24 protein-coding genes and 1 pseudogene are annotated in these 23,563 nt (G+C 38.9%); 19 read left to right on the forward strand and 6 right to left on the reverse strand.

All coding sequences use genetic code 11. From position 1 onward, the window contains the following. The first annotated feature begins 118 nt into the window (after positions 1-118). Positions 119-400 (forward strand): ATP-dependent Clp protease adaptor ClpS, encoded by a 282-nt coding sequence (locus H9N25_RS17725; RefSeq protein WP_029274160.1) that lies wholly within the window; start codon positions 119-121, stop codon positions 398-400. Between the two features lie 172 nt (positions 401-572). Here H9N25_RS17725 and H9N25_RS17730 read toward each other — a convergent pair whose 3' ends face one another. Then, entirely contained in the window at positions 573-1,172 is a 600-nt protein-coding gene (locus H9N25_RS17730; RefSeq protein WP_167297229.1) for a thioredoxin family protein, read from the reverse strand. 317 nt (positions 1,173-1,489) lie between these two features. Further along, positions 1,490-2,275: a 16S rRNA (adenine(1518)-N(6)/adenine(1519)-N(6))-dimethyltransferase RsmA gene (gene rsmA, locus H9N25_RS17735; RefSeq protein ID WP_190326733.1), complete on the reverse strand. Its 786-nt coding sequence runs from the start codon at positions 2,273-2,275 to the stop codon at positions 1,490-1,492. A gap of 157 nt (positions 2,276-2,432) precedes the next feature. Here rsmA and pdxA point away from each other — a divergent pair, with 157 nt between their 5' ends. The 18 genes and pseudogenes from pdxA (at position 2,433) to H9N25_RS25170 (ending at position 19,609) form a co-directional block, all read left to right on the forward strand. Next, on the forward strand, positions 2,433-3,512 hold the full coding sequence (pdxA, locus tag H9N25_RS17740) for a 4-hydroxythreonine-4-phosphate dehydrogenase PdxA (protein ID WP_190326734.1): 1,080 nt from the start codon (positions 2,433-2,435) through the stop codon (positions 3,510-3,512). 207 nt (positions 3,513-3,719) lie between these two features. Next, on the forward strand, positions 3,720-4,901 hold the full coding sequence (locus H9N25_RS17745) for an MFS transporter (RefSeq protein ID WP_190326735.1): 1,182 nt from the start codon (positions 3,720-3,722) through the stop codon (positions 4,899-4,901). 59 nt (positions 4,902-4,960) lie between these two features. Further along, positions 4,961-5,806 (forward strand): sulfurtransferase, encoded by an 846-nt coding sequence (locus H9N25_RS17750; protein ID WP_190326736.1) that lies wholly within the window; start codon positions 4,961-4,963, stop codon positions 5,804-5,806. 244 nt (positions 5,807-6,050) lie between these two features. Further along, entirely contained in the window at positions 6,051-6,581 is a 531-nt protein-coding gene (locus H9N25_RS17755) for a YceD family protein (protein WP_167297234.1), read from the forward strand. 15 nt (positions 6,582-6,596) lie between these two features. Then, on the forward strand, positions 6,597-6,788 hold the full coding sequence (rpmF, locus tag H9N25_RS17760) for a 50S ribosomal protein L32 (RefSeq protein ID WP_025143959.1): 192 nt from the start codon (positions 6,597-6,599) through the stop codon (positions 6,786-6,788). Between the two features lie 101 nt (positions 6,789-6,889). After that, positions 6,890-7,828, forward strand: a complete 939-nt coding sequence (plsX, locus tag H9N25_RS17765) for a phosphate acyltransferase PlsX (RefSeq protein WP_190326737.1) — start codon at positions 6,890-6,892, stop codon at positions 7,826-7,828. A gap of 18 nt (positions 7,829-7,846) precedes the next feature. Further along, positions 7,847-8,845 (forward strand): beta-ketoacyl-ACP synthase III, encoded by a 999-nt coding sequence (locus H9N25_RS17770; RefSeq protein ID WP_167297236.1) that lies wholly within the window; start codon positions 7,847-7,849, stop codon positions 8,843-8,845. Between the two features lie 172 nt (positions 8,846-9,017). Next, the gene (gene accB, locus H9N25_RS17775; protein WP_167297237.1) at positions 9,018-9,494 is read left to right on the forward strand and encodes an acetyl-CoA carboxylase biotin carboxyl carrier protein; all 477 of its coding nucleotides are present in this window, start codon (positions 9,018-9,020) and stop codon (positions 9,492-9,494) included. A gap of 136 nt (positions 9,495-9,630) precedes the next feature. Then, positions 9,631-10,970: pseudogene (gene accC, locus H9N25_RS17780) on the forward strand (acetyl-CoA carboxylase biotin carboxylase subunit). Between the two features lie 70 nt (positions 10,971-11,040). After that, the gene (gene tatC / locus H9N25_RS17785) at positions 11,041-11,922 is read left to right on the forward strand and encodes a twin-arginine translocase subunit TatC (RefSeq protein ID WP_190326738.1); all 882 of its coding nucleotides are present in this window, start codon (positions 11,041-11,043) and stop codon (positions 11,920-11,922) included. 45 nt (positions 11,923-11,967) lie between these two features. Then, a complete protein-coding gene (gene rpiB, locus H9N25_RS17790) occupies positions 11,968-12,405 on the forward strand; it encodes a ribose 5-phosphate isomerase B (RefSeq protein WP_190326739.1) in 438 nt (145 codons plus the stop codon). 27 nt (positions 12,406-12,432) lie between these two features. After that, the gene (locus H9N25_RS17795) at positions 12,433-14,067 is read left to right on the forward strand and encodes a M28 family peptidase (protein WP_190326740.1); all 1,635 of its coding nucleotides are present in this window, start codon (positions 12,433-12,435) and stop codon (positions 14,065-14,067) included. 67 nt (positions 14,068-14,134) lie between these two features. Continuing rightward, the gene (locus tag H9N25_RS25505) at positions 14,135-14,308 is read left to right on the forward strand and encodes a bacteriocin-like protein (RefSeq protein ID WP_407947439.1); all 174 of its coding nucleotides are present in this window, start codon (positions 14,135-14,137) and stop codon (positions 14,306-14,308) included. 200 nt (positions 14,309-14,508) lie between these two features. After that, a complete protein-coding gene (locus H9N25_RS17800) occupies positions 14,509-15,897 on the forward strand; it encodes a LutB/LldF family L-lactate oxidation iron-sulfur protein (protein WP_190326741.1) in 1,389 nt (462 codons plus the stop codon). Positions 15,898-15,927: 30 nt separating this feature from the next. Further along, positions 15,928-17,904 carry an alpha-ketoacid dehydrogenase subunit alpha/beta gene (locus tag H9N25_RS17805; RefSeq protein WP_190326742.1) on the forward strand — a complete coding sequence of 659 codons (1,977 nt, stop codon included), beginning with the start codon at positions 15,928-15,930 and terminating at the stop codon, positions 17,902-17,904. A 64-nt stretch (positions 17,905-17,968) separates the two neighbouring features. Continuing rightward, positions 17,969-19,285, forward strand: a complete 1,317-nt coding sequence (locus tag H9N25_RS17810; RefSeq protein ID WP_255524487.1) for an amidohydrolase family protein — start codon at positions 17,969-17,971, stop codon at positions 19,283-19,285. Continuing rightward, complete coding sequence (locus tag H9N25_RS25165) at positions 19,260-19,316, forward strand: hypothetical protein (RefSeq protein ID WP_255524657.1); 57 nt, start codon at positions 19,260-19,262, stop codon at positions 19,314-19,316. Before H9N25_RS17810 ends, H9N25_RS25165 begins: the two co-directional genes overlap by 26 nt. Then, positions 19,313-19,609: an adenine deaminase C-terminal domain-containing protein gene (locus H9N25_RS25170; RefSeq protein WP_255524488.1), complete on the forward strand. Its 297-nt coding sequence runs from the start codon at positions 19,313-19,315 to the stop codon at positions 19,607-19,609. The genes H9N25_RS25165 and H9N25_RS25170 overlap by 4 nt, the downstream gene beginning before the upstream one ends. A 165-nt stretch (positions 19,610-19,774) precedes the next feature. Here H9N25_RS25170 and H9N25_RS17815 read toward each other — a convergent pair whose 3' ends face one another. The 4 genes from H9N25_RS17815 to H9N25_RS24685 all read right to left on the reverse strand — a co-directional run bounded on the left by H9N25_RS17815 (position 19,775) and on the right by H9N25_RS24685 (position 23,141). Beyond that, positions 19,775-20,383 carry a SprT-like domain-containing protein gene (locus H9N25_RS17815; protein ID WP_169502759.1) on the reverse strand — a complete coding sequence of 203 codons (609 nt, stop codon included), beginning with the start codon at positions 20,381-20,383 and terminating at the stop codon, positions 19,775-19,777. A gap of 46 nt (positions 20,384-20,429) precedes the next feature. Continuing rightward, positions 20,430-20,807: a GxxExxY protein gene (locus H9N25_RS17820; protein WP_169502758.1), complete on the reverse strand. Its 378-nt coding sequence runs from the start codon at positions 20,805-20,807 to the stop codon at positions 20,430-20,432. Between the two features lie 67 nt (positions 20,808-20,874). After that, the gene (locus H9N25_RS17825) at positions 20,875-22,989 is read right to left on the reverse strand and encodes a helix-turn-helix domain-containing protein (protein WP_223833776.1); all 2,115 of its coding nucleotides are present in this window, start codon (positions 22,987-22,989) and stop codon (positions 20,875-20,877) included. Next, a complete protein-coding gene (locus H9N25_RS24685; protein WP_223833429.1) occupies positions 22,989-23,141 on the reverse strand; it encodes a hypothetical protein in 153 nt (50 codons plus the stop codon). Before H9N25_RS24685 ends, H9N25_RS17825 begins: the two co-directional genes overlap by 1 nt. Positions 23,142-23,563 lie beyond the last annotated feature (422 nt).

Consider the following 23,563-nt stretch of genomic DNA (forward strand, 5'->3'; position numbering starts at 1 on the left):
TTAAAAAAAGATATGGGCGGTGCAATTTGAGACATAGAGATTTCATCGCAATATCCTAAAATCTAATATCTCTGGTTTAATAGGTCAAATCTTCTAAATTATTGTTTATTTTTGCACCATGTCTACAGAAACCAAAGAAGAGACCTTTACGCTCGAAGAAATTTTAACTTCCTTAAAAACCGTACATCGCCTTATTTTGTGGAATGATGATATCAATACTTTCGATCATGTAATATACTGCATGATGAAATATCTGGATTATAACGAATCGCAGGCTGAAAAAATTGCCTGGAAAGTACATAATGATGGAAAATGCCCTGTTTTAGAAGGATCATTTACCGAGATGGAAGTTTACCGCAAAATTTTACAGCAGGAAGGATTAACTGTTTCTGTTGATTAAACCAGAGCAGTTTTTATTTTGTCGTAACGTCATGCTGAATTCATTTCAGCATCTATTTAAGAAGACCCTGAAATAAATTACCTTTAGTGAGCTCGCTTAAGGCTCGGTTTACTGCGTAGTTTTCCGCTGTACTACAGGTCAGGGTGACGACTGCCTAAAATGAACTATAAGATTATAACTCCAAGCCTTTTAAAAGTTCATTTAACCCGGCTTGCGTGGTCTGCGTTTTATCTTTAGCGTACCAGCCATGAAGTTTTTCTGCCAAAATTGGCATATCAGTAATTTCTTTTCTCCACTCTTTTAAAAGCTCCTGCAAAATTTGTGGTCTTGGCCCCCAGGTTCCTAAAACTTGGTCTGCTGATTCATTTAACACAATTAAAACCGGAATAGCCCTTCCGCCATTGGTTAAATGCGCATCAATTAATGGTAGATTTTTATCTCTAAGTACAAATTTCAGATCAATTTTACCTAGTGAAGCCGTTGCGATTTTATTGAATATTGGAACAATCTGTGCAGCATCGCCACACCAGCCTTCGGTAATCACTAAAAACTTATAATTTTCCTTAAGATGACCAATGGTTGAAGTCAACTCATCATTTAAGCTGATCGTCTTATCCACGCGATTCATCCTTTGCACATTCATTTTAGTATAGTGCAAATCGTAAGTTACGTCACCAGTAGCCTTTCCCTCTAACAGAAGTTGATCAATCAATGCACGATAGGTTTGATAATCCATTCCTTGTTCGCTGAAAATTTCGCTGTAATTAACCATGATGTTTAAAATTATGTCGCAAAGGAAAGGAGAAATTAGCTTAAAATAATCATGATTTTGCAAGAAAAAGCATGCGTACGATTGCGCAGATTTTGATATTGCGTGGCTTTACGGCCAATAACAAATTGGCAAATTCACCAATCTATCACCCTAAAACTTGCATTGTTTCCCGTTAATTAAACCCGATTGGAATGTAAAGCCCGTAAACGAGGTACGAGTGCGGACTTGGAATGAAAAGCGGGGCTAAAGGAACCGAAGACAACAGAAACCTGCTTTCCATATCTAGAAATTAAGTACAAGCCCAAATGGAATATTAGCTAAGCTCCCATTAACTTACTCACATGCTGTGTTAAAGCCACAAAATCTGCAACAGTTAGCTGCTCGGCACGCTTCTCAAAATAAATATGATCGTCCATTTTATCTTTAGGCATCACCGCAGAAACAGCATTACGCAAAGTTTTTCTCCGCTGGTTAAAACCTGCCTTAACCACCCGCCAAAATAATTTTTCATCGCAATCTAAAGTTTCCACTTCATTTCTGGTTAAACGGATCACTGCTGAGTGCACTTTTGGTGGTGGGTTAAATGTACCCGGTTTAACCGTAAACAGGTATTCAATTTTATAATAGGCCTGAAGAAACACACTCAAAATACCATACTCTTTGTTACCTGCTGGGGCTGCGCAACGTTGGGCAACTTCTTTCTGAAACATACCCACCATTTCTACAACCTTGTGGCGGTTATCTAAAATCTTAAATAAAATCTGTGATGAGATATTGTATGGAAAATTACCAATAATGGCAAATTGTCCTGGAAAAATGGCGTCGAAATCGAGTTTTAAAAAATCGCCATTAATTAACCGATCGCCAAGCTGCGGGTATTTTTCATTTAAAAAATGGAAAGACTCAGTATCAATATCGACAAGATAAGTTTCTAAGTCTTTGCGCTGCAGCAAAAAATCAGATAAGATTCCCATCCCTGGCCCTACCTCTAAAACCTGATTATATTTATCGGTATTCACCAAAGCCTCAACAATGCGGTTAGCTATGCCTTTATCGGTTAAAAAATGTTGCCCTAAATGTTTTTTCGCTTTTACTAAACTCATAACCCCAAACCCCTAACTGGGGCTTTTAAAAATTAAAATTGTTAGCAAAGATAGGCTTATTATTTCTTTGCAAATCACTTTCAATACTTTGCGGTTTCATTTTTTTTAAAGGGTTTAAACGAAAATCAGTAATTTGCGCTAAAATTTTCAGGTAATTATGAGCAATAAACTTAAAATTGGCATCAGTATAGGCGACGTAAACGGCATAGGTTTAGAGGTAATTATTAAAACATTATCTAATCCTGCCATTTTAAATTATTGCACTCCAATTGTTTATGGCCATACCAAGGTTTCATCTTTTCATAGAAAAGCGAATAACCTGGGCGATTTCAGTTTTAATGTAGTTAGCCATGCTAACCAGGCACAGCCCAAAAAGGCAAACATGATCAATTGCTGGGAAGAAGATGTAAAAATCGAATTGGGTCAGGTTACGGCAACGGGAGGAAAGTATGCTCTTTTATCACTAGAGCGTGCAACAGCCGATCTGGTAAACGGCGATATCGACGCCCTGGTTACTGCTCCGATTAACAAACATAACATTCAATCAGAAACCTTTGCTTTTCCTGGTCATACCGAGTATCTACAGGAAAAAAGTGGAAGTAAAGATGTACTGATGTTTTTGATCAGCGAAAATTTACGCGTAGGTGTTGTAACAGGTCACATTCCTGTGAAAGACGTTCCAACGGCGATTACCAAAGAAAAAATTACCAGCAAATTAAAACTGATTAACGAAAGTTTAAAAAAAGACTTTTGGATCGAAAAACCAAAAATTGCTGTTCTAGGCTTAAACCCACACGCTAGCGATAATGGTTTATTAGGCACCGAAGAGGCTGAAATTATTACGCCTGCTATCCAAGAGGCCTACGATAAAGGTATCATTTGCTTTGGCCCATACCCTGCTGATGGCTTTTTCGGCAACGGCAGTTACAAACAATTCGATGCAGTTTTGGCGATGTACCACGACCAGGGTTTGATTCCTTTTAAAACTTTAGCTTTCCATAATGGCGTAAACTATACAGCTGGCTTAAACTTCGTTCGCACTTCTCCCGATCATGGCACAGGTTACGATATTGCGGGTAAAGATTTAGCTGATCCGACTTCATTTACCGAAGCTTTGTTTTCGGCCATCCACATTGTAAAAAACCGCCGTGAGCAAGAAGAAATGCTGGGCAACCAATTGCGTTCAGGCGGAAAAGTGGTTGAAACGCAGTTTGATATCAAGGATGATGCTTCTTAGGAGAGCAGAAAGACTAAAGCTGAAAGACCAAAGGTGTATTAAACTTAGATGTATTTAGGTGTCTTAGGTAGTCGATTTTTTTTTTGCAAAGCAAGGCCTGTTTTTCATCGGTTCCGAAAGCCCTGCTTTCCCTACAAGCCCAATGAAGAATTGGGGCTTTTCGTCCAATCAGGTTTATTTTAGTTAAAATTGTGCACCAAACTAAAAATGAACAGCACTAAAAAAACCAGTTACATATTACCTATAATTGTCATTGCGCAGTTTCTTTGTACATCACTGTGGTTTGCAGGCAATGCCGTATTACCCGATATTGTTAAAAACTTCCCGGCCGAAACCAACTTATTGGCCAACCTTACCAGCATGGTGCAGTTTGGCTTTATCAGCGGCACTTTAGTTTTCGCCTTTTTTGCCATTTCTGATATTTTTTCACCCTCGAAAGTGTTCTTTATCTGTGGCATTGCAGCTGCGTTGTTTAATCTGGGCATCTGTTTACAGTTACCCGATGTCCGTTTATTGTTGCTTTTTCGTTTTTTAACTGGTTTTATGCTGGCTGGAATCTATCCTGTTGGCATGAAAATAGCCTCCGACTACTTTAAAGATGGATTAGGGAAATCCTTAGGTTTTTTAGTTGGCGCTTTGGTTTTTGGCACCGCATTTCCTCATTTATTAAAAAACTTTACTACAGATTTCGCCTGGCAATATGTAATTTTTGGCACATCTGCTTTATCGCTGACCGGTGCGTTTGCTATTTTGTTGCTGGTTCCAAACGGTCCATTTAGAACTGCAGGGCAAAAATTCAATTTCCGTTCTTGTTTTAATGGCTTCAAAAATCCGCATTTTCGATCTGCCGCTTTCGGTTATTTCGGGCACATGTGGGAACTTTATACTTTTTGGGCCTTTCTGCCCGGAATGTTATTGCTTTTTAACAACAAACACCCAAACTCAACTTTAAATATCCCATTATTTTCGTTTTTGGTTATTGCATCAGGCGGAATATCGTGTATGATCGGCGGGCTGTTATCGCAAAGATTGGGTGCAAAAAGAATAGCAACTATCGCATTAGCCATTTCAGGTTCATGCTGCCTGTTCTCTCCTATTTTTCTCTTCAGCGGTTCAACTTACCTCTTTCTTATTTTTTTATTTTGCTGGGGTTTATCCGGCACAGCCGATTCGCCTTTGTTTTCTTCTTTGATTGCCAAAAATGCACCCGAAAGTTTAAGGGGAACATCATTAACACTGGTAAATTGCATCGGTTTTGCCATCACCATTATCAGTATTCAGGTGATTAATCTGTTAGCTAAAGAAATGAATTCGCATTATCTTTATATGGTATTAGCTATTGGTCCGGTTTTGGGATTATGGGCCTTGGTTGACAAAAAAACAGATTAGGCCAGATTTTTCAAAATCTCTTATATTGCAAAAGCTTTGAGCAAAAACAGTATTAGATTATGGAAAATAAATTATCACCGATCATAAAACCCGAGGAATTAACCTGGCTAAACCAGGACGAAGAAATTGTAATTATCGATGCGAGCGCTGGCTCAAAAGCCAGGTATGATGAGCGGCATTTAGCGGGTGCGCTTTTCGCAGATGTAAATAACGATTTAGCCAACATAGGCGATTTTGCCATTGGCGGGAGGCATCCTTTACCTACTTTCGAGCAATTTTCAATTGTTTTACAGAAATTCGGTATCACAAAAGACAGCCATGCACTTATTTACGACGATAAAAATGGTGGTAACGCAGCTGCAAGGTTTTGGTGGATGTTGAAAGCCATTGGTCATGAAAAAGTACAGGTAATTGATGGAGGTTTTCAGGCGGCTGTTAAAGCAGGCTTCCCAACTACAGATAAAGTGGGAATTCCAAAATCTGTTGAAAAATACGAAATTACTGCATGGAACTTGCCATTATCTGACATCAATGAAGTAGAAAAAGTTGCCAAAACCGACGATTACATTGTGATTGATGTACGCGATGCCAACCGTTTTGCTGGCCTCACCGAGCCTATCGATTTAATTGCAGGGCATATTCCAGGAGCGGCAAACATCCCCTATACCGAAAATTTAGATGCTACGGGCGCTTTCTTGGCCCCAGAAATATTAAAAGAAAAATATGCTGAGGCCTTGGCACATGTTAAACCCGAAAATGTAATTGTACATTGTGGCTCGGGCATTACCGCCTGCCATACCTTATTGGCTATGGATTATGCTGGCCTACCTATTCCAAAACTTTATGTAGGCTCATGGAGCGAATGGAGTAGGAATAACAAAGAAATGGTATTGGCCGATTCATAATTTTCGTTAGTCGAGATTTGAAATCTCGACTCGATGGACAGTGGATTTACAATCCACATAATGAGTAAAAATCCTTTATTCTAAGTCGGGATTACAAATCCCGACTAACAAGAAAACTAAAAGGTCTTGCAGTATTTCAATTAACATTCTGAAAACCTGTCCGATTAACATCAACAATTTTTAAAAAACATTTTTAATCTAATTATTTTATCCCTACATTTGCAGGCTAAAATTTTACAGTACTTTGAACCCACTAAAACAATTTTCATTACCGTTTACCGGATTAAAATTGGGAACTCATCAGTTTGATTATGAGCTTGATGATCGCTTTTTTAACGCATTTGAGTATTCGTTAATTAAAAGCGGGAATTTAAAAGTAGACCTGGAACTTGAGAAACAAGAGACCATGTTGCTTTTAAAATTCAAAGTTATAGGTACAGTTAATTTAGATTGCGATAAATGTTTATCTGAGTTTCCGCTACCTATAAATCTTTATGAAAGGCAGATTGTAAAATTTGCTGAAGATGAACTGGAGAGCGATGATGAAGAAATTATTTCGCTAAGCCGTAAAGACACCGAGATTGATATATCTGGTCCTTTATACGAAATGATTAACGTAGCGGTACCTTATATCAAAAACTGCGAGCAGGCAGATAAAGATTGCGATCAGGAGATGATTGACCGTTTAAATCAGTTATCGATCGAAAAGCAGGCTGAAGAAAATGAACAAACAAGCGACCCACGTTGGGAAGCCCTTAATAAGTTAAAAAAATAATTAGATTATACACCAATGGCACATCCAAAACGGAAAATCTCGAAACAGAGAAAAAATAAAAGAAGAACACACTATAAAGCTGTTACTCCTTCTTTAGCAACATGCTCGGCAACAGGTGCTATTCACGTACCTCACCGTGCTTACAACGTTGATGGTAACTTATACTACAACGGCAAACTGGTTATCGAAAATACTCAGATAGGGTAATTTTCTTAAAAAATTGTTTGTGTTTTCAGCGGCTTTAGTCATACCTTAGTCAACTGAAAAATTCAGGATTACACCTGACTTAACACAAACAGATTTTTTCTATGAAAATAGGCCTCGACATAATGGGCGGAGACTATGCTCCCAAAGCAATTGTTTTGGGAGCAATAGCTGCTCATCAATCGCTTAACGCTGGAGAGCATTTAGTTCTTATTGGCGATACCGAACAGATTAAACCCATTCTTGCAGAAGAAGGTTTTAATCCAGATCATTTTGAATACGTTCATACTGATGAAGTAATTGGTATGGGCGAACATCCCACTAAAGCAATCGTTCAGAAACCAAATTCGAGCATAGCAGTTGGTTTCAACCTTTTAAAAGAAGGTAAAATCGATTCTTTCGCAAGTGCTGGTAACTCTGGGGCCATGTTGGTTGGCGCAGTCTTTAGCGTTAAAACCATCCCGGGCATTATCCGCCCTTGTTTATGTACAATTCTTCCAAAAATTAAAGGCGGTACTGGCTTACTGTTAGATGTAGGTGCAAATGCCGACTGTAAACCTGATATTTTATTACAATTTGGCGTTTTAGGCAGTTTATCTGCAAAAAATCTTTTGCAGATAAACGATCCGAAAGTTGCCCTGATGAATATTGGCGAGGAAGATGAGAAAGGAAATATGCTAAGCATGGCTACTTTCCCGTTAATGAAAGAAACCAGCCTCTTCAACTTTGTTGGAAATGTGGAAGGAAGAGATTTGTTTAACGATAAAGCTGATGTAATTGTGTGTGATGGTTTTACCGGAAATGTAATGCTAAAATTAGCAGAATCGTTTTACGTGCTTACCATCAAAAAGGGACTTAAAGATGAGTTCTTCGATCGTTTTAATTACGAACAATACGGCGGAAGTCCGGTTCTAGGTGTTAACGCCCCTGTTGTTATCGGGCATGGAATTTCTAGTCCGCTGGCTGTTAAAAATATGGTTCTACAATCCAGAGAAATGATCACTACGGGATTGGTAGAAAAAATTAGAATGGCATTTAAATAATTTATTAAAATTCTTAAAATGAGTAAAATTCACGCTGCTATTACAGCAGTAAATGGTTACGTTCCCGACTATGTGCTTACAAACGCAGAGTTAGAAACCATGGTTGATACTTCGGATGAATGGATTACCAGCAGAACGGGAATTAAAGAACGTAGAATTTTAAAGGGTGAAGGTTTAGGTACTTCTGATATGGCTGTTCATGCTGTAAACGGTTTACTTAAAAAGAGAGGAATTGATGCAAAAGAAATTGAACTGATTATCTTTTGCACCACTACACCAGATTTCACTTTCCCTGCAACTGCAAACGTTTTAGCCGATAAAATTGGCGCTACAAATGCCTGGGGTTACGATTTACAGGCCGCTTGTTCGGGCTTTATTTTCGGACTTTCTACTGGAGCATCATTCATTGAATCAGGAAGGCATAAAAAAGTTTTAGTGGTTGGTGGCGATAAAATGTCGTCGATTATCAACTACGAAGACCGTACAACCTGTATCATTTTTGGTGATGGTTGTGGCTGTGCCTTATTAGAGCCAAATGAAGAAGGTTTTGGTATTCAGGATTCTATCTTAAGAACAGATGGTTCAGGTAGAGATTTCTTAGGAATGAAAGCCGGAGGTTCAGTTAAACCTGCAACCCACGAAACCATTGATGCCAGAGAGCATTTTGCGCACCAAGAGGGGCCAACGGTATTTAAATTTGCCGTAACCAATATGGCAGATGTTGCTGCCGAAATTATGGAACGCAACAGCTTAACAGCTGATGATGTTGCATGGTTGGTTCCACACCAGGCTAACAAACGCATCATCGATGCCACAGCAAACCGCATGGGGGTTACAACCGATAAGGTAATGATCAACATTGAACGTTACGGAAATACAACCAACGGAACCATTCCTTTATGTTTATGGGAGTGGGAAAGCAGGTTGAAAAAAGGCGATAACATCGTTTTAGCTGCATTCGGTGGCGGTTTTACCTGGGGTTCGGTATACCTTAAATGGGCTTACGACTCTGAATAATTGAGTTGAGCGCCTGGAGTTGGGAGTTAATCAGTTGTGCAATAAAACATCATAGCCATTAACTATCAACCATTAAACCATCAACCTTAAGCGGTTGCAAAGAAAAATAAAACAAAAAAAGTATAACTTAGTTAATTCAATAAACACTATTTTTTACATAAAAGCCTAAAAAATGGATATCAAACAAATACAGGAACTGATTAAATTTGTTTCTCGTTCTGGAGTAAATGAAGTTGCTATTGAGCAAGAAAATTTCAAAATCACGATCAAAACAAACCAAGCACCAACAGTTGTGCATGCTACAGTACCTCAAGCTCCGCTTGTACAGGCTGCTGCCCCTGTTGCCACAGCTCCTACTGCTCCAAATGCAGCAACACCTGCTGTACCAGTTGCAGAAGACACTTCAAAATACATTACTATTAAATCGCCAATGATCGGTACTTTCTATCGTTCAGCTAGTCCAGAAAAACCAATGTTTGTTAATGTTGGCGATGAGATCAGTACAGGTAAAGTAGTTTGTATTATTGAGGCAATGAAACTTTTCAACGAGATTGAAAGTGAAGTTTCAGGCCGTATCGTTAAAATATTGGTTGATAATGCATCACCTGTAGAATACGATCAACCGTTATTTTTAGTAGAACCTATTTAAAGATTGACGTCACCCTGACCTGTAGCGCAGCGAAAAGCTACGAAGTAAATTTATTTCAGGGTCTTCTTTTTAAATGGATGCTGAAATGAATTCAGCATGACGATTATTTTAGAACAGAGACGAAACGTAAAAAATTATGTTTAAAAAAATACTAATTGCCAACAGGGGTGAAATCGCTTTGCGTATTATCCGTACCTGTAAGGAAATGGGCATCAAAACGGTTGCTGTTTACTCTACTGCAGATCGCGAGAGTTTACACGTACGTTTTGCTGATGAGGCTGTTTGTATTGGCCCCCGCCTAGTAAAGATTCTTATTTAAATATCCCAAATATTATCTCGGCTGCAGAATTAACTAACGCCGATGCCATACACCCAGGTTATGGTTTCTTATCAGAAAATGCTAAGTTTTCTAACATTTGCCGTGAGTATAACATCAAATTTATTGGTGCTACCCCAGAGCAGATTAATGGCATGGGCGATAAAGCTTCTGCAAAAGAGACCATGAAAATTGCCGGTGTTCCAACCATCCCAGGATCTGAAGGCTTGCTTACCAGCGTTAAAGAAGGTATTGCAATTGCCAATGAAATGGGCTACCCGGTTATCTTAAAAGCTACTGCCGGCGGCGGTGGCCGTGGTATGCGTGTGGTTTGGAAAGATGAAGATTTCGAAAATGCCTGGGACAGTGCACGTCAGGAATCTGGTGCAGCATTTGGTAACGATGGTTTATATTTAGAAAAATACATTGAAGATCCACGTCACATTGAAATCCAGATTATCGGAGATCAGTTTGGCAAAGCCTGCCACTTATCAGAACGCGATTGTTCAATCCAGCGCCGTCACCAGAAATTGGTAGAAGAATCTCCTTCTCCTTTCATGACTGACGAACTCCGCCAGAGAATGGGTGAAGCAGCAATTAAAGGAGCAATGGCTGTAAATTATGAAGGAGCAGGTACAATCGAATTTTTGGTTGATAAACACCGTAACTTCTACTTTATGGAAATGAACACCCGTATCCAGGTAGAGCACCCAGTTACCGAAGAGGTGATTAATTTCGATTTAATTAAAGAACAGATTAAAGTGGCTGCCGGAATTCCGATTTCAGGTAAAAACTATACCCCTGAAATGCACGCTATTGAGTGCCGTATCAACGCAGAAGATCCGGCAAATAACTTCCGTCCTTCTCCAGGTAAAATCACGAATTTCCATTCGCCAGGTGGCCATGGTGTTCGTGTTGATACGCACGTTTATGCTGGTTATTCAATTCCTTCGAATTATGATTCGATGATTGCAAAATTAATCTGCGTGGCCCAAACCCGCGAAGAGGCCATTTGTACCATGGAGCGTGCGCTTAGCGAATTTGTAATTGAAGGGATTAAAACGACCATTCCTTTTCATTTACAGTTGATGAAAGATCCTAACTTCAGGGCAGGTAATTTCACTACGAAATTTATGGAAACATTTGAATTTTCGGAATAATATAAACTATTTCTATATTTAACACGTAAATACCATTCTATTCAAATAGAATGGTATTTTTGTTTTCAACATGAGCGACACTAAAAAAACTTCACTTACAAAAGCTATCGGGCAAAGGAGCACCACTTTAGAGGCAGAAATGTCTTTTTTCGATCACCTGGATGTTCTCCGTAAACATTTAATCAGAGCCGTAATTGCCATTGCCGTTTTTACGGGTATCGCTTTTTACTTCAATGAAGAGATTCTTGATAAAATAATTTTTGGCCCGAAAAAACCAGATTTCTGGACATATCGCATGATGTGTAAGCTGGTAGAACACTTCCCGTCATTAGGCAAGGATATGTGTATCACCAAAATTAATGGCGAAATTATCAATACTGAGATGGCTGGTCAATTTAACCTTCAGTTAAATGTTTGTGTAATGTGCGGTATTGTGGTTGGCTTTCCTTATTTATTGTGGGAAATCTGGCGTTTTATTAAACCGGCATTACATGAAAACGAACGTAAATCGGCCAGTGGTTTTGTATTCTTCGCATCGGTACTTTTCATTATTGGTATCTTTTTCGGATACTTTGTGGTATGCCCGCTATCAGTTAACTTTTTAACAGGTTATACGGTAAGTGCCGAAATTAAAAATACATTCACAGTTGATTCGTATCTGTCATCTGTTGCAACTTTAACTTTAGGCACAGGGATTATCTTCGAACTTCCAGTTATTATTTTCATTTTGTCTAAACTTGGGTTGATGACACCAAAACTGATGAGATCGAGCAGAAGGTATGCCGCAGTTATTATCTTAATCATTGCCGCTATCGTTACGCCAACACCTGATATTATGACAATGCTAATTGTAGCTACGCCATTGTTCTTGCTTTATGAGCTGAGTATTTTTGTATCAGCCTACATAGAAAAAAAGAAGAAAAAGGCTGATGCTGCTTTCTACGCTAACTAACAAAAACATTACGAATAGATTTTATAATTCTCTATAAATTTGACAATGTCTGATACAAAAATTAAAATTGCTATTGGAGCGGATCACGCTGGGTTTGAATACAAAGAAATATTAAAAGATTTTTTACAGAATTACGAAGTAAAAGATTTTGGTACTTACTCAGAAAATTCTGTTGATTACCCAGATTTCGCCCATCCGGTTGCTACTGCTGTAGAAAATGGAGAATTTACCTATGGGATTTTACTTTGCGGATCGGCAAACGGTGTAGCCATCACCGCGAACAAACATCAGCACATCAGAGCAGGTTTATGTTGGGAGAATGAAGTTGCTTCTTTAGTCCGCAAGCACAACAACGCAAACGTTTTGTGTATACCTGCCAGATTTGTTTCGGAAGAACTGGCTAAAGAGATTACCACAACTTTTTTAACTACTGAATTTGAGGGTGGTCGTCACCAAAACAGAGTTGAAAAGATTTCGTGTTAACAAGAAACTTAACTAACTATTATCATAATGAACAAAAAGTTTTTAACCCTTGGCTTGGTATCGCTTGTTACCGCAAGTTGCTTCAGCCAAATTAAGCCGCTTAAACCTAATCCTGATGCGATAAGGTTTAGCAAGGCCATTAACTCAGAGAACGCTTACAAACATCTTTCTGTTTTAGCTTCTGATGAATATGAAGGCCGCGAAACAGGTACAAAAGGTGCCTGGATGGCTGCTGATTATATCCGTGATTATTTTCAATCGCTGGGATTAAAAGCACCGGTAAATGGTAGCTATTTCCAAAAAATAGATTTAATCAATTATACTGTTAACGAAAGTGTACTTACGATTAATGGACAGCCAAAACAAGTTAATAAGGATTTTCTAATTCCAATCACCTCGGTTGGTCCTAATGGCTTTATATTTAATACAGATGAAATCGTTTTTGCAGGTTATGGAATTAACAGGGAGGATTATAATGATTTTGAAGGTCTGAATCTTGAAGGAAAGGTTGTAATGATCTTTTCGGCCTCACCGCTTACCGCTGGCACCGAAAAACCAACTCCCCGTAGCCTAGCCATGGCAAGGCAGAAAAAAATATCATATCTGGCACAGAATAAAGCAAAAGCAGTGATCTTAATCGACACGGATTTCGATAAATTGGCTGATTATTCTAAAACTACTGCAATAACCGGTAGGTTAATGCTAAAAAACAAAGAAACCGAAATTGCTTTGCAGAAACAGAATCCATTTAATGTTATCACCATTTCTGAGGCAACAGCTAATGATATTTTTAAGGCTGCAGGTACGTCTGTACAGGATATAGCAAAAAAAATATTAGAAAGTAAAAAACCGGCTTCTCAAACAATAAATATTTCACTATCGGCAAGTTCACGTAAAAAAGAAAATGAAGTGCGTGGGGAGAATGTCCTGGGTTTCTTAGAAGGATCTGATCCAAAATTAAAGAAAGAGATTCTAATCATTACAGGTCACTATGACCACATTGGTATCACTCCGGATGCTGTAGGTACAGATAAAATAAACAACGGTGCAGATGATGATGGATCGGGCACCACTGGTGTTTTACTAATGGCAAAAGCATTTGTAAATGCAAAAAAAGCTGGAAAAGGCCCCAAAAGGAGCATTTTATTTATGACCGTAGTTGGTGAAGAAAAAGGACTTTTTGGATCTGAGTGGTACTCAGAGCACCCGGTTTTCCCTGTTGAAAATACCATTGCAGATTTAAATACCGATATGATCGGCCGTACAGGTGAAGAGTATCTGGGCAAACCCGATTCGGCCAATTACATCTATTCGGTTGGTTCGAATATGTTAAGTAGCGAATTGGGCAAATTAAGCGAACAGGTAAATGCAACCTATACCAAAATGAAGCTTGATTATAAATACGATGATCCAAAAGATCCGGAACGGATATATTACCGGTCTGACCACTATAATTTCGCTAAACTAGGTATTCCGATCATCTTCTACTATGATGGCATGTTACAGCAGGACTACCACAGACCTGGTGATGAAGTAAGCAAAATTAACTTTCCACTTTTATCCAAAAGGGCAAAATTAACCTACTTTACCGCATGGGAACTGGCTAACAGACCTAAACGTCCAGCAGTGGATATGGATGGAAAAGGTAATCTGAAAAAATAATTTCCATAGTTTATTTTTTTTACTACATTGTTCTTATCATTTTAACCTTTTAAAATCTTTAAAATTTATGAAAAAACTTAGTAGAAATGAAATGAAAGTTGTTAATGGGGGGTTGCTGCTGTTGCTTATGAATGCTGTGTGTACACAGATACAGAAACAGGAGGTTTTTACAGACGTTGTGGTCTTACTGAACAAGCAGCGCAAGATCTTGTGGATGATGGTGGTGCCGATCCTAATATGAATTCATATTATGAATGTGGTGGGACATATCATTTTCCAGGGGAGTGGTAATAAATTTAAAAATTATGTCCCGGGTCAATCTCGGGACTTTTTTATGCACATTACTTTTGGTGCCTACATAAATTCCTATCTTTGGTTTTTAACGAAGTAGCGCCAAACTAAAAGTAGCTATTCTTCGTTACCCCTATAATAATATTGCCATTGATGAAAACTGCCGAGGAATTTTTAGAGAAATCTGATGAGAAAGCTTTCGATTTACCGCACCGCAAAACCATAAATTATAATATTGGTAAATACAATGCAGCTGTTGAACGGGGTTTATCAAAATTCGAAAATTTAGAGGCATCCAAAAAAAAGGCACACGTAATTAAATGGCGTGTAATGGAAAACCTTGATAAATTCTTACCGGAGTTTGAATCAAATTTCCAACGTCGGGGCGGTAAGGTAATCTGGGCCAATAATGCTGAAGAAGCCCAACAGGAAATTCTCAACATCATCAAAAGAAACAACGGCAAAACAGTTATCAAATCAAAATCGATGACCACCGAGGAAATCCACTTAAACGATTTTCTGGAAAAAAACGATATCGAATCTTTAGAAAGTGATTTGGGCGAATATATCGTTCAATTGCTTGGTCAGGCTCCATACCATATTGTTACTCCCGCCATGCACTTAAGTGCAACAGATATTGCACAGTTATTTCACGATAAATTTGGCACACCTATCGATGCCACTCCCCCTCAGCTGGTGCAAAAAGCAAGGGAATTACTCCGCGATAAATACTTAAATGCTGATATCGGTATTAGCGGTGGCAATTTTTTAATAGCCGATACCGGAAGTATTGCCTTGACGGAGAATGAAGGTAATGCGCGTTTAAGTACCACTTTCCCAAAAATCCATATTGCCATAGTAGGCATCGAAAAGGTAATTCCTTCTATAGCAGACCTTGATCTTTTCTGGCCTTTACTGGCATCACATGGAACCGGTCAGAACTTAACGGTTTACAATACCATTTTAAGTGGTCCACGCCAACCTAATGAAACAGACGGGCCAGAAGAAATGTATGTGATTTTGCTGGATAATGGCCGAACCAATTTATTGGCACAAAAAGATCAAAGACAAGGCTTGTATTGCATCCGTTGCGGTGCGTGTTTAAATGCTTGTCCGGTTTATAAAAATATCGGTGGTCACACTTATAACACAACCTATAGCGGGCCTATCGGTTCGGTAATCACCCCTCATTTAAAGGGCATGGAAGAATTTAAACATTTAAGTTATGCTTCTAGTCTTTGCGGTAAATGTTCTGAGGTATGCCCGGTAAAAATCGACATCCACAAAATGCTCCTGCTAAACCGAAGGGATGCCGCCTCAGGGCATGAAAACGGCAAAAAAGAGGAAATTGGTTGGAGCATGTTTAGCAGAATGATGCAAAAACGCAAGTGGATGGATTTCTTTGGTGGGAAATTTAAAAATTTTATGCTTAGCACTTTCTTTAAAAAGAGTTGGGGCAAATACCGCGAAATGCCAAAAGTTGCCGATAAATCTTTTGCTAAACAATGGGAAGAATTGAAAAAAAATAAGGAGTCTTAAATCAGGACTCATTAGTCAAAATAACCAGATATGCAATTTAACAGAGGAGATAAAGACAACGAGTTCCTACTGAACTTATATAGAAGATTGCTTTACCCTCGGATGGTTGAAGAAAAAATGCTCAAGCTTTTGCGCCAGGGCAGAATTGGCAAGTGGTTTTCGGGTATTGGCCAAGAAGCAATAGCGGTTGGCAGCACCCTAGCCATGCAAAGCGATGAGTACATTTTACCCATGCACCGTAATTTGGGCGTTTTTACTTCACGCGATATTCCTTTAAAAAAACTAATGGCCCAATGGCAAGGCAAAATTACCGGCTTCACCAAAGGCCGCGACCGCTCTTTTCATTTCGGCACACAAGAATATAAAATTATTGGGATGATATCCCACCTTGGCCCCCAAATGGCCTTAGCCGATGGTATCGCACTGGCAGATGTTTTACGCAATCAGCCTCACGCTACTTTGGTTTATACCGGAGAAGGGGCAACCAGCGAAGGCGATTTTCATGAGGCAGTAAATGTTGCCGCAGTTTGGAACCTTCCCGTTATTTTTCTGATCGAAAATAATGGATATGGCCTGTCTACTCCAAAATCAGAACAGTTTAGGTGCAAAAACCTGGTGGATAAAGCCATTGGTTATGGCGTAGAAGGCATTCAGATAGATGGAAATAATATTCTGGAAGTTTATAATACCATTAATCAACTGGCCATGGAAATCCGGAAAGATCCAAGGCCTGTTTTAGTAGAGTGCTTAACTTTCAGAATGCGCGGACATGAAGAAGCATCTGGTACCAAATATGTCCCACAAGAACTTTTTGATGAATGGGGCAAGAAAGATCCGTTGAGTAATTACGAAACCTATTTAATTGAGCAGGGTGTTTTAACATCGGATTCAATTATCGACATCAAAATCCAGGTTAAAAGAGATATTGAGCTGGAAGTTGAAGAAGCTTTTAACGAGGATGAGCCTATTGCTAATGCCAATCAGGAAGAGGTCGACATGTATTTCCCTTACACACAACAGGTTATCCAGCCTAATCCATCTTCTATTGAAAAAAGATATCTGGATGCGATAACCGATGGTTTGGATCTGGCTATGCAGAAATACCCTAATCTGGTTTTAATGGGACAGGACATTGCCGATTATGGTGGGGCTTTCAAAATTACAGATGGTTTTACTGCTAAATATGGAAAAGACAGAGTGCGTAATACCCCTATTTGCGAATCAGCCATCGTAGGTGCAGGTTTGGGTCTATCCATAAATGGTTATAAAGCAGTTGTAGAAATGCAATTTGCCGATTTTGTGACTGTAGGCTTTAATCAGATCGTGAATAATCTGGCCAAAACGCATTATCGTTGGGGCGAAAAGGCCGATGTAGTGGTACGCATGCCCACAGGTGCCGGAACAGGTGCTGGGCCATTTCACTCACAGAGCAATGAGGCCTGGTTTACCAAAACACCAGGATTGAAAGTTGTTTACCCTGCTTTCCCCGAAGATGCAAAAGGTTTGCTATTGGCAGCGATTGAAGATCCAAACCCAGTGCTTTACTTTGAACATAAATACCTCTATAGAAGTTTAATTGCTCCAGTTCCTGATGGCTATTATACTACAGAGATTGGTAAAGCAGTTAAGCTTGCCGAAGGAAATAAATTCGCAATCATTACCTATGGGCTAGGTGTACATTGGGCTTTAGATTACTTAAAACAGTATCCTGAAAGCGGTGCTACATTAATTGATCTACGTACATTACAGCCCTGGGATAAAGAAGCTGTATGGGCCGCTGTTAAAGCAACCGGAAGAGTTTTAATTTTGCACGAAGACACCTTAACAAATGGTTTTGGTGCTGAATTATCGGCCTGGATCGGAGAACATTGTTTCTCTTACCTCGATGCACCAGTAATGCGCTGTGCGAGCTTAGATACTGCAATTCCTATGAGCAAAGTACTAGAAGAAGATTTTTTAGCTAAAGCAAGATTAGCAGAAACGATTAATAAATTATTGAAATATTGAGAGCGGTTTAGAACGCAATCGTCATGTTGAATTTATTTCAGCATCTTTAAAAAACAAAAAATACATGGGCACTTTCAAAGTCAAAGGGAATATCATCAACATCACCAAGCGAAATATTTTTTTTGGCGAAGTAGCAGTTGAAGGTGGAAAAATAAAATCAATCACCAAAATTTCTGAACAGAAAGAAGGTGCTCATTTTATCTCACCAGGCTTTATCGATAGCCACGTGCACATCGAAAGCAGTATGCTAATCCCAAGTGAATTTGCGCGATTGGCGGTTGTTCATGGAACAGTATCAACCATTAGTGACCCACACGAAATTGCCAATGTTTGTGGAATGGAAGGCGTAGAGTTTATGATTGAAAATGGCAATACCGTGCCTTTTAAATTTAACTTCGGTGCACCTAGTTGTGTTCCAGCTACCATTTTTGAGACGGCTGGAGCTGAATTGGATCATGATGATGTAAAGTCACTTCTAGAACGTTCGGAAATAAAATATCTGAGCGAAATGATGAATTTCCCTGGTGTGCTTTACAAAGATGAAGAAGTTTTAAAAAAGATCGCGGCTGCACACCACCTAGGTAAACCTGTTGATGGACATGCCCCGGGTTTACGTGGCGACGCTGTTCAACAATATATCAACGCCGGAATTTCTACCGATCATGAATGTTTTACCGCCGAAGAAGCATTGGATAAATTACAGCGCGGTATGAAAATACTAATCCGCGAAGGAAGTGCAGCCAAAAATTTTGAGGCGTTGATTGATCTACTAAACGATTGGCCGGAAATGATGATGTTCTGTAGCGACGATAAACATCCGGACAGTTTAGTCGAAAATCATATTAATCAACTCTGTACAAGAGCAGTAGAAAAGGGAATTGATATTTTTAATGTATTGCAGGCAGCCTGTATCAATCCTATTCTTCACTACAAATTAGATGTTGGCTCACTCCAGATCAATGATGATGCAGATTTTATTATAATAGAAGATTTAAAAACATTCAAGGTTAAACAAACCTATATCAATGGCTTATTGCTAGCCGAAAATGGAAAAACAGTTGGCAATTGGGTAAAACATGTAGAAGATCGCGAATCGGTAAACCATTTCGATTGCAGCTTGAAAAAGGAAGAAGATTTTATTTATCCATTTACCGGACAAAAAGAAATTCCAGTTATTGAAGCATTAGACGGGCAATTGATTACCAACAAAATATCTGCTAAACCGAAAGTTTTAAATCAAAATGTCATTAGTGATCTGGAGAATGATGTTTTGAAAATGGTGGTCGTAAACCGCTATCACGATGCGCCTATTGCAATATCATTCGTAAAAAAACTTTGGCTTAAAACAGGGTGCCATAGCCTCAAGTGTTGCACACGATAGTCATAATATTTATTGCGGTTGGAGCCGATGATAAAAAGCATCTGCGAAGCTGTAAATTTAGTGATCAAAGAAACCGGAGGTGTGGTGGCACTGGGAAATGGGAAAGAAGAAGTTTTGGCTTTACCAGTTGCCGGGTTAATGAGCAATCAAAATGGCTACAAAGTGGCAGAAAGTTATACTTCAATAGATCAGTTTGCGAAAGATTTAGGCTCTACTTTGCTTGCCCCTTTTATGACGCTTTCTTTTATGGCCTTATTGGTAATTCCACATTTAAAGCTTAGCGATAAAGGTTTATTTGATGGGGATGAGTTTAAGTTTGTGTAAGGCGTTCGTCACCCTGACCTGTAGCGCAGCGAAAAGCTACGAAGTAAATTTATTTCAGGGTCTTATTTGTTAACCAAAAGATGCTGACCATCAAGTAGCTACAAGGCAATTGAAAAACACTATTTCCACTTGTACAACAAGTTCAGCTGGACGGTCGCGAAAAAATTATTCCACTACAAAAACCTCGGCCAAAGGGTTAAACAGGTAAACCCGTTTGTCATCTAAACAAATACATCGGTACCGCTTCCTAATCCGTTCGCCTTTGGTAAAACGCCTGCCATCTTTAATTTTAAAAGTGGTATTAATCGGCAATTGCTCTAAATGCAAGGTCTCAGATTTATTGTTGTCGTATTTTTTTAAAGCACGTGATAAATGCAGGTCAGAACAACTGGATGCCGCAGGATTCGACATATAATTATCAATTGCTTTGTGGATATCGGCTGGAAAGATATTCATATCAAAAAAGGGAATCATCATCCGCTGGAAGTTCTTTTTCCATTCTGTTCCATGCGGTTTTACTTTATTCTTGAAATCGTTCCAGGTGAGCAAATGCGCAAACTCATGTACTGTGGTAACCAGAAAAGCATAATGATTGAGATTGAAATTCACCGAAATACGATGGCCTTTGCCTTGATAAGGATGGCGGTAATCGCCCAGTTTTGTAGAACGGGTTTTGGCTATCTTAAATTCACATTGAAAATAATCAATCCACTTTGCAATTAACGGTGCCGCTGGTTCGGGCATGTACTGTGCTAAAACTTTAACCTTTTCCATTTAACCGCAAAGTTCGCAAAGTTTTCCGCAATGAAACAAAGAAAAATTATAAGCCATTCACTACACGTTTTAATCCATCCTTTAACCTAATTACGTTAAAATTCATCAAAAGACCTAATTTGTAATTACCTAACTTCATATAAGTTAATGTTTGAGCCAAATGAATCTCGTTAAATGCTTCTATACTTTTCAATTCTAAAACCAATTTGTGTTCTACTAAAATATCAATTCGATATCCACAGTCTAGTTTTACCTCATCGAAAATTAAAGGCATTATCTTTTCCTTTTCAACAAATAATCCTGCCTTGAGAATTTTATAATACAGACATTCTTTATAGGCGCTTTCCAACAGACCAGGACCTAAAGCACTATGAACTTCTATTGCTAATCCGATTACAATTCTTGATAATTCATTCTCATCCATGTCCTTGAGTTTGCTTTTGCGCCCTTTGCGTTTTTGTCCTTAGCGATCTTTGCGGTTAAACCTAAGGTTATTCCTCTGATGGAAACAACGATGCCAGCACGAGCTTGATCTCACCGAAAGAATAATCTTTACCTAAAAATTCCCTTATCGTAGCCATCGATTTTGTTTTTTGGCTCTCCACCGCATCGCTGATGTTTCTGATTTTATTGGCCTTTACCAGTTTGGTCACATCCAATTGTTGCGTAGAAACGTAATAAGCCAAATGCCCCTCAATGGTACCGGCAGAAAAGCCACGTTCCTTTGCAATTTCGTCGATGGTTTTCCCTTGCTCATAAAGCTCGAAGCTCACTAACTTGGTATCAATCTTTGGCTCTTTTTTCTTTTTCTCTGCTGCAGATTTTACTTTGAGCGTTTCTCCTTTTAACTGGATCGCTTTTTGGAGCTGATTGTTTCTTTCTACCGTATTCAACAGTGCATCCGTATCGGCTTTGCTAAACTCTTTACCTTCGATAAGCGCTTGCAACAATGCTTTGCTTTTATGCATTTTTTTTAGTTGCTCATATACCAAAATTTCGAGTTCCAACAGTTCTGTAACGTAGGTTTTAATTTGTTTTTCTTCTTTTATCACTTCAATTTGAGCCAGAAAACGGTCTGAAATCTCTTTTACCAGCGGATTAAAATATTTTAAGGCAGCCTCTACCCTTTTCGATACATTAAATAAAGTGTGTTCAGTTTGCTGTGCAAACAGGTTTTTCAGCTGATTTACAAATGTATCGGCCGTAGCCGTTATTTTTTGAAAGTCGGTATAAATGGTATCGGTCCAATCTTCATGCCTTTGCTTGGCCGATTTTTCACTTTTATCAAATGTCTGACGGTGTTCTTTTAAGTAATAGCGGATCAGATTCAGATCGAATGCCGCAAGCAAATAGCTGCGGATAAAAGTATAACTCTCTATACTGATCTGCTCGTTGAGTACCTCTGAGGGCTGTTTTGTTTTAGAGAAATAATGCACATTCTGATCCTGTTGCAAACCACTATCGCGTAGGTGAGAAGTCAAAACCAAACCCTTTAACGAACGTAAGCGCGATAAGGCTACATAGGCCTGACCAGGCGCAAAGGCATCCCCGACATCAATAATGGCCTTATCAAAGGTTAAACCCTGACTTTTATGTACGGTTATTGCCCAGGCCAGTTTTATGGGGTATTGAATAAACGAACCAGCTACATTTTCCTTAATCTCATTGGTCGCTTCATCCAGTTTATACTTAACGTTCTCCCAGGTATAACGAGAAATCTCAATAACTGTCCTATCCTCAGGAAGTTCAATTTCGATTATATCTTTCTCAATATGGTGCACTACCCCTATTTTGCCATTGTAATACCTTTTCTCGGCAGTCATATCATTTTTAATGAACATGACCTGTGCGCCAACCTTTAACTCTAAACTTTTATCATTCGGGTAAGCATATTCATTAAATTCGCCTTGAATTTTTGCCTCAAAAAAGTAAGATTTGGTCTTTAACTGGGCCAACCTTTCGCGGTTTATACTATCGGCCTTATTGTTGTGTGTAGTTAAAGTGATGTAATTTTCATCGGCCGCAGGTTTAAAATCCTGTTTGAAATGCTGTCTGAGTAATGCTGTATCTTCTGCGGTGATTTTATTGTTCCGCAGGTTATTGAGCAGATCAATAAAAACAGTGTCATCCTGACGATAAATTTTATCCAGTTCGATATAAACCGGTGGATTATCCTGCAATGCTAGTGCATCGAAGAAATAAATGCTTTTATAAAATTTGGCCATAATGCGCCATTCATCATTTTTTACTACTGGCGGCAATTGGTGCAGATCGCCGATAAACAAGAGTTGTACTCCTCCAAAAGGAACATTTCTGTTCCGGCGGACATACCGCAAAGCAAAATCGATCGCATCGAGCATATCTGCGCGCAGCATACTTACCTCATCAATCACCAATAACTCTAATTCCTGCAACATGCGGCGTTTATTGCCCTGCATGTTTAAATGTTTTACTAAAGTTTTAGGCGTATTAAAGTTGAAGTTGATATTTTCATTGATCAAGCTTCCGGCTGCATCTGGGAAGAAAGCCCCAAAAGGGAGCTGAAAAAGCGAGTGAATGGTTACCCCAGCTGCATTGATTGCAGCAATACCTGTTGGTGCTACAATTAAGGCTTTTTATGCGTAAGTTTAATCAGTTTCCGTAAAAAGGTTGTTTTACCCGTACCTGCTTTTCCGGTCAAAAAAACATGTTTTGAGGTATAATTAACAAATTTAGCCGCAATTTCTGCAGGCATAGAAGTTTCTTCTAAAGTGGGCATCGGCAGTAAAATTTTAGTTTACAATAAACGGAGGGATGAATAAAGCTAAACATTTTAGCACAAAAATAAACAATGATCGGGGAGAAATTTTAAATTTTATTGGATAATTTTCGGTTTAAGCCCTGTTTAGCCGATAAAGTTTTTAATCAACGGAAATAAAACCCTCAATAGAATGACTAAAGAAGCAACCTAAACCTGACACGAATGGCAGCCTCCATCCCGATTTACATCGGGATTCAATCGGGACTATAGTGTATGACAGGGCTGCAATAACAAAAGAACTATTGCCACTGCTTTTCAAAAACAATAAACATGCAACCTATTTTCAATTAAACAATTAACCTATTCAAACTTTAAGCAAATTCCTTATCTTTGCGGCCTGATGAAACAACAATATTCAAATCTTATCGCTGTTAAATTCC

This window comes from Pedobacter riviphilus (genome assembly GCF_014692875.1).
GTDB lineage: Bacteria > Bacteroidota > Bacteroidia > Sphingobacteriales > Sphingobacteriaceae > Pedobacter > Pedobacter riviphilus.

Coding starts and splice junctions, on each gene's coding strand:
- H9N25_RS17725 (WP_029274160.1), top strand. CDS start 119: ATGTCTACAGAAACCAAAGAAGAGACCTTTACGCTCGAAGAAATTTTA.
- H9N25_RS17730 (WP_167297229.1), bottom strand. CDS start 1,172: ATGGTTAATTACAGCGAAATTTTCAGCGAACAAGGAATGGATTATCAA.
- rsmA (WP_190326733.1), bottom strand. CDS start 2,275: ATGAGTTTAGTAAAAGCGAAAAAACATTTAGGGCAACATTTTTTAACC.
- pdxA (WP_190326734.1), top strand. CDS start 2,433: ATGAGCAATAAACTTAAAATTGGCATCAGTATAGGCGACGTAAACGGC.
- H9N25_RS17745 (WP_190326735.1), top strand. CDS start 3,720: ATGAACAGCACTAAAAAAACCAGTTACATATTACCTATAATTGTCATT.
- H9N25_RS17750 (WP_190326736.1), top strand. CDS start 4,961: ATGGAAAATAAATTATCACCGATCATAAAACCCGAGGAATTAACCTGG.
- rpmF (WP_025143959.1), top strand. CDS start 6,597: ATGGCACATCCAAAACGGAAAATCTCGAAACAGAGAAAAAATAAAAGA.
- plsX (WP_190326737.1), top strand. CDS start 6,890: ATGAAAATAGGCCTCGACATAATGGGCGGAGACTATGCTCCCAAAGCA.
- H9N25_RS17770 (WP_167297236.1), top strand. CDS start 7,847: ATGAGTAAAATTCACGCTGCTATTACAGCAGTAAATGGTTACGTTCCC.
- accB (WP_167297237.1), top strand. CDS start 9,018: ATGGATATCAAACAAATACAGGAACTGATTAAATTTGTTTCTCGTTCT.
- tatC (WP_190326738.1), top strand. CDS start 11,041: ATGAGCGACACTAAAAAAACTTCACTTACAAAAGCTATCGGGCAAAGG.
- rpiB (WP_190326739.1), top strand. CDS start 11,968: ATGTCTGATACAAAAATTAAAATTGCTATTGGAGCGGATCACGCTGGG.
- H9N25_RS17795 (WP_190326740.1), top strand. CDS start 12,433: ATGAACAAAAAGTTTTTAACCCTTGGCTTGGTATCGCTTGTTACCGCA.
- H9N25_RS25505 (WP_407947439.1), top strand. CDS start 14,135: ATGAAAAAACTTAGTAGAAATGAAATGAAAGTTGTTAATGGGGGGTTG.
- H9N25_RS17805 (WP_190326742.1), top strand. CDS start 15,928: ATGCAATTTAACAGAGGAGATAAAGACAACGAGTTCCTACTGAACTTA.
- H9N25_RS17810 (WP_255524487.1), top strand. CDS start 17,969: ATGGGCACTTTCAAAGTCAAAGGGAATATCATCAACATCACCAAGCGA.
- H9N25_RS25170 (WP_255524488.1), top strand. CDS start 19,313: ATGATAAAAAGCATCTGCGAAGCTGTAAATTTAGTGATCAAAGAAACC.
- H9N25_RS17815 (WP_169502759.1), bottom strand. CDS start 20,383: ATGGAAAAGGTTAAAGTTTTAGCACAGTACATGCCCGAACCAGCGGCA.
- H9N25_RS17820 (WP_169502758.1), bottom strand. CDS start 20,807: ATGGATGAGAATGAATTATCAAGAATTGTAATCGGATTAGCAATAGAA.
- H9N25_RS24685 (WP_223833429.1), bottom strand. CDS start 23,141: ATGCCCACTTTAGAAGAAACTTCTATGCCTGCAGAAATTGCGGCTAAA.